The sequence below is a fragment of the Candidatus Omnitrophota bacterium genome, from assembly GCA_028715415.1.
GTDB lineage: Bacteria > Omnitrophota > Gorgyraeia > Gygaellales > Profunditerraquicolaceae > JAQURX01.
Genome location: JAQURX010000024.1, coordinates 1 through 7,561, shown reverse-complemented (window position 1 = coordinate 7,561; position 7,561 = coordinate 1). Strand labels below are relative to the sequence as shown.

The window sequence follows — 7,561 nt, the reverse complement described above, 5'->3', positions numbered from 1 at the left end:
GTTATTTTTACTGCACGCGTTTATAATGCCTGTTTGGGCTAGCTTCCTAAACATCAAGCTATCCTTTCTGTGATTTAAATAGAATTGATCTTGCTACTCCGCAAGAAAAAATCGGAGAGGCAGGGATACATTAGAATTTAATCTTAAAAAGCCCCTTTTACCACCAGAAACACCACCAATAATCGCTCCTAGTTCTAAAATCATATCACTATAACCTCGTCAACTCAAGCACTTTTGCCAAACCTTCACTTGTGCTGTGGCTGTAAAAAGCAATCACAACATCCGGGTCTTTGTTTCCTGATATCGCCATAGCGTCTACAATAGGCACATTGCTTTTCCCACACTCTACCCAATATCTATGCCGGAAATAATGGTTAGTAATCTTTACCTTTACGATCTTTTCGCTAACTTCTTTCAGATACTCGCAAATCCTACGCTGGTTAAACTTCTTTCCGCGTTTAGTAATAAATAGGTAAGGAGCCCTATGTTTAGACGATTCTTTGTATGCTCGGCTGATAAAAGTTTCTAACTCTGAATCTAATTGATTTAAAGGCGCGTATTCGTCGGTTTTGGTTGTCTCTGCGCGTATGTTGATTTTAATAGGCTTAATTCCATCCCAAACAACATCCCTTCTCTCAATAAGCGTTGTTTCTTCAACTCTCCTTCCTGTCCGTTTCATGAAGTAAACAGGCCTGTAATAATCCGGCCTGTCCTTCTTTATGAAAGCCAGAAGCTCATTAATCTTACTATTAGTAATTTCAGGATATTGCTTCTTATTAGGCTTTGGTTTCTTAATATGTTCGGCTATGTCTTTAATTATCTTTTCACTGCAGAACCCAAGCTTATACATCCGCTTCATAATTGCCTTAACATAAATCAATTCTCCCCTTAAGCCTTTTGGCCGATTTAATTCGTTGCAGTAATAATTTTTATATTGCTCAAAGAATGCCAATGTTAATTGGCTTGGATTTTGTATATAAGGAAATTTTAAATTTCTAAAATCACTGAACATCCGCCAGAAGACCTTTCGATAATGAAGTTGGGTTTTCCATGGCCTACGCTCTCCTGACAAACCATCGCTTATGCCTTCCCATACCTTAGAAAAATCAGTAGTGAGCCGCAATTTTTCAGCCTCAGGTGTTTGTAGTTCCTTTTGCTTCTGGACTATCATCTCAGCCCTTTTGTTGCAAGCCTCCTGCATAGAGCTCGCTTCGACAGTTTCCCAGAAGCGCATTCCGCCTTTATTTAAGCGAAAGTTTATCTGATAATTCCCTGCCCTAGTTTCTTTTACGCCAATATATCTTTTCATTAGTTTTTCTGCGATTCAAACCACTTCCAAAATTCAGGAGCGTGAGACAATAATCTTTTTCCGTGTTTATTTAAAGGGCAACCCGTCTTTTCCTTCCAACGCTTGCTATGAATTGTATTTGGCCTTATATGCAATATATCGGCTATATCTTCAACTGTAAGAATTTCTTTGTCCATAATCACACTCCTCGTTTAACTAACAAAAATATCCGGAAATATCTCTTTTGGTCAACCTTAGGATTATTGCAAAACCTGTTAGTTCATTTAATTGACTGACCAGTCATAGGATATTTTACAAGTAATCCTTACTTTGTCAAGAAAAAAAATTGATTGACTATTCATAGGTTTATTATATAATGTTGGTATGAAAAATTTAGGCAAGGAAATTAGAGCAAGTAGACAAATTTCGAAATTAACAGCCAAAGATTTAGCAAATAAGATTGGGGTTGACCCCACTTACATTACGTATATCGAAAAACATGGTAAGATCCCCTCCCCTGCCGTAATGAAGAAGATCGAAGATGTGCTTGATGATCCGATGCTAGGCTCGATTTATCTCGAAACAAAATACCCGGAAGTCTGTAAAGAATTTGAGGAGGGACAAAAGAATATAGCCGATGAATTTTTGAGAAGCATAAAGAATGCTCTAAAAAATCATAAGACGTCTGAGGAGAAAAAAGAAATAAAGAGGCGGCTAGAAGAATATAAAGCTAAGCTTGGGGAAATAGTAAGAAGGTTTTCAAATACAATAGTTAAGTTAGAGGATATGGAAAAATCGATAGATCTTAAAAATACTCCCGAACAAAAAGATAAATCAAAAGATTAATTTTTAACCCCAGAATTTCTTTACTATCCTCCCAGTTTTAATCTCAGGGATTGCTACCTATAATAATGCGTTAGGTTTATTATTTGCTACTCACTTCTTCATCATCTCTTCAATTTTAAGTCTACTTCCTAAGTAAACTTACCCCAAAAAATGCGCTAACGATTAATATTTTTTACTTCTTTAAAATTTACACCTTCCTTACTAATTGATGTCTTTACCTCCCAATTGCCTCCTTCAATATCATTGTAAGAAATAACGATTTCGTAATCACCAAGGAAGATAGGATTATTAAAATCTAATAAGGGTTCAAGCATAGGATTAAAGTATCCTGAAGATTCTCTTATTTTAGGCTTCCCTCCTATTTTGCAATTAGTATCGGGTTGCAAAATTGGTTTACCGATAAAAACAATATCATAACTATTCTCGCAACCCTTAAATATTCGCTTAGTAATTGTAGATATTTTTATATTCAAGGCTGTGTTTTTCCCAACATTTTTTATTTTAATCTGACCACCGCTAACGTCTTCAACAACTACAATTGGTTCTATCCCGATACGTATTTGTTTTCCTGTTAACCTAACCAATCTTCTTGTTTCCCAGGAATACCATACAATTGCCAAGAAAGTAATAAATAAAATAAAATTAGCCATAGTATTTAACCTCTCTCTTACTGCCTAATCCTTCACGCTATCAGGCGTTGCCTCGTCTTTAAAAGACGCTTTTAATGGCTTGGCTTTTTCCGTTTCATAATAATGCATTCTCAAAATATCTCTGGCCCTCTGCTGTAATATCATAAATTATCGCACCACGCCCTCTATTCCCAATAATGGCTGTCATATAGCCTGAATCCTTAAAGTAACCAAAAAGCGATTCCGTCATAGCAAATTTACATCCTAATTTAGACGCTATAGCGTTACTGTCTTTCATTCCTTCATTAACTATACAAGAAATTGTTCCCTTTAGAATTGCATCAAATTCTTTTATAAAAAGTTCACAAAATTTAATAAATCCAAAGTAGGTAACTGTGATAAGAGAACGCTCAATTGACCTACGATTTTTTAATATTTTCCAATAACGCTTGCCCTCCAAAATCTCTAAAGAATTAACCGCTGCTTCTTGCGATAATCCCAAGGCTGAGGCTCTTTTAAATACTTCATCAGTATATAGTAATCGCCTCTCATCTGCCTCATAAACAATTTCTCCAACTATCTTCAATATTACAGAATCTATTTTTGCGAAACCAGATATATCTTCAACTTTAGTGAAATTTGGTTCTTCTCCTAACGGAGGCTTTTCAGTAACACCGTAGATTGATTTCACTATGTCCTTAAATTCCTCTTCATAATTAGACAAGTCATTTATTGGCTTCCGCAGAAGATGCCGTATGCTTTGAGGTATCTCAATATCTTTATCAATAGTAACAGGGATAAGCCTCATCTTCTCCTCTATTCTTTTAACTACCGCTGAATCTAACTCTTCCTTAACCCACGGCTTATTTACGCTGAACTTAGATAAAATGATTATGAAGGTATCACACTGCTTTATCCCTTCTTCAAAAATCTTATGGACTAAACTATCTCCCAACTGCATCTCCCATTTATCTACCCAGGCATCAACTCCTTCTCCGAGTAGTTTTTCAGCAAAGCCTAAAACAAATCTTTCTTTATCTTCGCTTGCGTGGCAAATGAATGCTTTTGGATTTTTCTTATCCACCTGGATACCCTTTCAAAATAGGACATCGGGATTTTAGATTAAGTTTGCATTATACATTTTTCTAATTTTTATTTCTGCTATTTTTCACTTGCACCATCTTAATTTAATCCATCTCATTAAGAAATTATCGGCCCAATAATATCTACCCTGTTACGTCTATAACATAAACAACCAAATCTTTATCAGTTAAATTGCGTTTCCTGATTTCATCGTCTTGCATCATATAAGTCTGAGATTTCCCTTCCAATAGTTCCCCTTTGTCTTTACTCGTTAAAGTGATGATGTTCTGCTACAGAATCAGCATCAGATTTAATTTCCAGACTACAATTGCTTTTTTTAATTGCCTCATAAACTAATTTGGCTTTAGGAAAATTATCTTCCCAACCGCTAGCTGTAGAATAATACCTAAGTATTCCACTCACAGCCATAACCTCTTGACCTATATCTTTACCGCCACACTGTCCCTCAAAACAAAACTGTTGATTGGAGATTAGCTTAGCCAATGAAGTGAGGTCATTTGCTTTCGGTGAACTCATTATTTCCTGCCAAAGCTTCTCTGCATTCTCATAGTATTTTAAAATCTTTGCATCTCCCTTCATAACCATTTCCAATGTATAATCCATTCCAATCCTCCTGGTTAAATAACCAAATTCCTCATTGCTCCTTTAGCGTCTTAATTGTCTTCTTTTAGGACATTGTGGCTAATACCCAATCGGTATCTTTCTTCCATATCCCTCCTCTACTCTCCTGTGCGACTCATATTCTTCTTTGGTTATAGGCAACTTTAAACAGGCAGAATAGTTAGCAATTAAACCACCATTGGTCTGCTCTCTTACCGCACCACCTTCAGTTACACAAAAAGAGCGTTTCCCCGTTACATTAGGAATTACTGGGACTGCCGTTGCACAGAATGTCTCGTTTGTTATATCAGAGATAGTAAACCTATAATCGTTCTTGCTCGATGGAGAAACAGCCCCTGATGTTGATTCGTCTAACTGAGTCAGAGTTGTATAGGTGCTATTTTCTGAGTGATAAACTAATTCGTTGATAGAAATCGCCTTCAAAGCAATCTGAGCAGCAGATTCATTAGCCTGAAGGCTTGGATTCAAGAGGCTAACCGAGCTAAGAAAATCCAACTTATAGACAGAATGTAGACAATCGGCTGCCTTTTTCCCAAATAATCCTGCATCAGAGAAAAATTTAGCTGCTTCTTCTTCATTATCCTGCATAAAAGCCAAACACCCTGATATCATATTGTCCATATGCCATATAAAATATTTATTGCACTCTCTGTATTTATCAGGGACGTATACTTTCTCAAATTTACGCCTAATTTCTTGCAATTTAGCTACTGGTTGACTTAATGATATTCGAGGCGTAGAACCAACAATTTTAAGAGCATCTTCCCATTCAGCAACAAGGGGAGAAACACTGTAATAATAAATCTTGAATTCTAAATAGTTTTTTAAGCCTAAGATAGCAAAACTAACTAACAAAACGCCAATTGTTATTAGAATTGTATTTAATTTTTTCTTGTTCTGTTGTGGAATACCACCCTTATTTCTATTCACGATTTCTTTTTCAACCTTGACAACATTATCAATGGAAATTACGACTAAACCTTGCTCTTGTAATTTCTTTACTGCCTCCTTTTCATCTAAGGCTTCAATTGAGCCATTTTTGTCTAGCCCATTAGTATCTTTTGAATGATATTTAAAAATTAGGCTCATAACTATTCACTCCAAGCAACTGTTAATTGTTTTTTATTTATTTCTTTATGTATGTAATATACGCTAAAATGGCAGTAGTTATAACTAAACCCAAGGTTACCAAAACTAAAGCCCAAGTCGCTTTAACTGACTGTATACTGGACTTTAAATTCTTATCAACTATTGCCTGTTGTCCTGCTCTCTCTTTTTCTGCTATGGCAAGTTTAAGCGATTGAATAGTAACCCTATCATAAAATTTTTCCTCGCTAAACATTCCACTAGCAAGAATCCTCTTTAATTCTAAAAGAGATAGTTCCATAAACTCATCAAACCTGGTCTTTCTTCCCTGGCTCATACTATCTCCCTGTTGTCTCCTTCAACTTCTTAACATCCTCTTCTGTCCAGTATCTATATTTAGACCTGAGGGCCTAGCTAGATTTAGATACCTTTGCCTGATCCACAACTATACTATTAAATCTTAACTCAATCAATTTGGAAACCACATTAGTTATTTTTTGGAAAAAATCGAGCCTGTCTTTTATTGATTTCACTTTTTTATAGCGGCCATCTTTAAAGGGAAGATTGTGTGCGAATACATTTCTTAAATCATCAAGCTGAGAAAAAACCGAGAAATCAATTTGTGTTTTAGCAAAAAATCTCTTCATCAATTTAATCTTTGGCTTAAAAGACATTCTTACGTAATAGTCTAATGATTTTTCAAGCTCTTTGTCATTATCAGAAGTTTTTTTAGAAGCCTTTAATGAACGAAGAGCAAGAAGTATATTAAATTGGGCTTCCACCAAAAAGTGATATCCTAAAACTGCTTCCCTTATATCTACGAATTCATCTTTTTGAGCATCGCTTATCCCCTCAGGTATAATTTTTTTAAATAATAGCTTTAGATTATCAATAAACTCACTGCAGGCCTTATCTGAATTAAATGCTTCTATGCGCATTTTAAAATTACGGGGGATTCCTGAATAAGCAAAAATGGCTGAACGGTTATATTGGCATCAATGCCGCGTATAACAAGATTCATCTTACCACAAAATCCCTACAGGACAATAACCCCGCCATCAAAGTCCGCGCTGTAATCGCATATAGTCACCGCAGTCCTACAGTCCGGGCACCAAACATTGCTCAGAATCTTACTTCTGATATCAACAGGCAACTCCATCCATATCTTTTGCGCTTCTTTTGCCATACCTAACCCTGCTTTTCTTCTTTCAAAAACGTGGCGACAGAAGAGCTGATCTCTTCAAATGAAACCGGATAATAATTCCAAACCTCAACGCAGAGATTCACGATCAAGGAATTCTCATTCAGCCGCTTTACCTTGTAACGCTCATGAACATGGCCGCAGAAATTCCACGGTACATTGGGATCAGCATCTTCGGCACGGTGCGTCATGCAAATATCCTTAGACCCATAATGAATGTAGACCTTCGAAATAATCGTATTGAGGCTATTGTGCCGGTCATGGTTGCCTTTGATGAAAATAAATTTGCCATTCAACCGCTTTTCGAACTGACGGTATTTCTCTACTCCACCTTCTTTCCCGCCTTTAAAGATGAAGTCGCCGAGAAAGAAAACAGTGTCCTCGGGCTTAACCCTTTCGTTATGCTTGCGAATAATCGTTTCATTCATTTCTTCGGCTGTCTCAAATGGCCTCTTGCAATACCGGATGATATTGAAATGTGAAAAATGATAATCTGATGTCCACCAGTAATTCATTATTTAATCCTGTTAATCTCTTCTTCGGCCGTCTTCAATTTTTCCAAAATACTTTCAAAAGACGGCGAGTCCTCAAAAAACATTTCCTGCATTTGCTTGTAGTCCTCATTTAACTGAATAATATGCTCATTTTGAGGCATTAAGCGCAGACTGCCGGGCTTCGCTAAATCATACCGTGCCTTACTGTCTTTAAAAAATAAGGCCTTATGCTCAGCGACTTTTATCAATAGGTCGATATTCTGAACGGCTTTGTCATAAATAGGAGAACCAA

At 36.4% G+C, this 7,561-nt stretch carries 12 protein-coding genes; 1 reads left to right on the top strand and 11 read right to left on the bottom strand.

The window, feature by feature from the left end; all coding sequences use genetic code 11:
* Nucleotides 1-208: 208 nt before the first annotated feature.
* Entirely contained in the window at nucleotides 209-1,309 is a 1,101-nt protein-coding gene (locus PHO70_08395; GenBank protein MDD5432980.1) for a site-specific integrase, read from the bottom strand.
* Nucleotides 1,309-1,485, bottom strand: a complete 177-nt coding sequence (locus PHO70_08390; protein MDD5432979.1) for a hypothetical protein — start codon at nucleotides 1,483-1,485, stop codon at nucleotides 1,309-1,311. Before PHO70_08390 ends, PHO70_08395 begins: the two co-directional genes overlap by 1 nt.
* 187 nt (nucleotides 1,486-1,672) lie before the next feature.
* On the opposite strand from PHO70_08390, the gene PHO70_08385 reads away from it, so the two are divergent.
* Nucleotides 1,673-2,134 carry a helix-turn-helix transcriptional regulator gene (locus PHO70_08385; GenBank protein ID MDD5432978.1) on the top strand — a complete coding sequence of 154 codons (462 nt, stop codon included), beginning with the start codon at nucleotides 1,673-1,675 and terminating at the stop codon, nucleotides 2,132-2,134.
* A gap of 155 nt (nucleotides 2,135-2,289) precedes the next feature.
* On the opposite strand, the gene PHO70_08380 is transcribed toward PHO70_08385, so the two are convergent.
* The 9 genes from PHO70_08380 to PHO70_08340 all read right to left on the bottom strand — a co-directional run.
* Nucleotides 2,290-2,784, bottom strand: coding sequence for a hypothetical protein (locus PHO70_08380; protein MDD5432977.1), 495 nt, complete (start codon nucleotides 2,782-2,784; stop codon nucleotides 2,290-2,292).
* 94 nt (nucleotides 2,785-2,878) lie between these two features.
* Nucleotides 2,879-3,847: a toll/interleukin-1 receptor domain-containing protein gene (locus PHO70_08375; protein ID MDD5432976.1), complete on the bottom strand. Its 969-nt coding sequence runs from the start codon at nucleotides 3,845-3,847 to the stop codon at nucleotides 2,879-2,881.
* Between the two features lie 263 nt (nucleotides 3,848-4,110).
* Entirely contained in the window at nucleotides 4,111-4,470 is a 360-nt protein-coding gene (locus PHO70_08370; GenBank protein MDD5432975.1) for a hypothetical protein, read from the bottom strand.
* Between the two features lie 78 nt (nucleotides 4,471-4,548).
* Nucleotides 4,549-5,577: a hypothetical protein gene (locus tag PHO70_08365; protein MDD5432974.1), complete on the bottom strand. Its 1,029-nt coding sequence runs from the start codon at nucleotides 5,575-5,577 to the stop codon at nucleotides 4,549-4,551.
* Nucleotides 5,578-5,614: 37 nt separating this feature from the next.
* Nucleotides 5,615-5,911, bottom strand: a complete 297-nt coding sequence (locus PHO70_08360) for a hypothetical protein (GenBank protein ID MDD5432973.1) — start codon at nucleotides 5,909-5,911, stop codon at nucleotides 5,615-5,617.
* A 73-nt stretch (nucleotides 5,912-5,984) separates the two neighbouring features.
* The gene (locus PHO70_08355) at nucleotides 5,985-6,512 is read right to left on the bottom strand and encodes a hypothetical protein (GenBank protein MDD5432972.1); all 528 of its coding nucleotides are present in this window, start codon (nucleotides 6,510-6,512) and stop codon (nucleotides 5,985-5,987) included.
* A 98-nt stretch (nucleotides 6,513-6,610) separates the two neighbouring features.
* Nucleotides 6,611-6,760: a hypothetical protein gene (locus PHO70_08350; protein MDD5432971.1), complete on the bottom strand. Its 150-nt coding sequence runs from the start codon at nucleotides 6,758-6,760 to the stop codon at nucleotides 6,611-6,613.
* A 2-nt stretch (nucleotides 6,761-6,762) separates the two neighbouring features.
* On the bottom strand, nucleotides 6,763-7,290 hold the full coding sequence (locus PHO70_08345) for a metallophosphoesterase (GenBank protein ID MDD5432970.1): 528 nt from the start codon (nucleotides 7,288-7,290) through the stop codon (nucleotides 6,763-6,765).
* Nucleotides 7,290-7,561 (bottom strand): nucleotidyl transferase AbiEii/AbiGii toxin family protein (locus PHO70_08340; GenBank protein MDD5432969.1); only part of this gene is annotated, 272 nt, incomplete at its 5' end. The genes PHO70_08340 and PHO70_08345, both read right to left, overlap by 1 nt.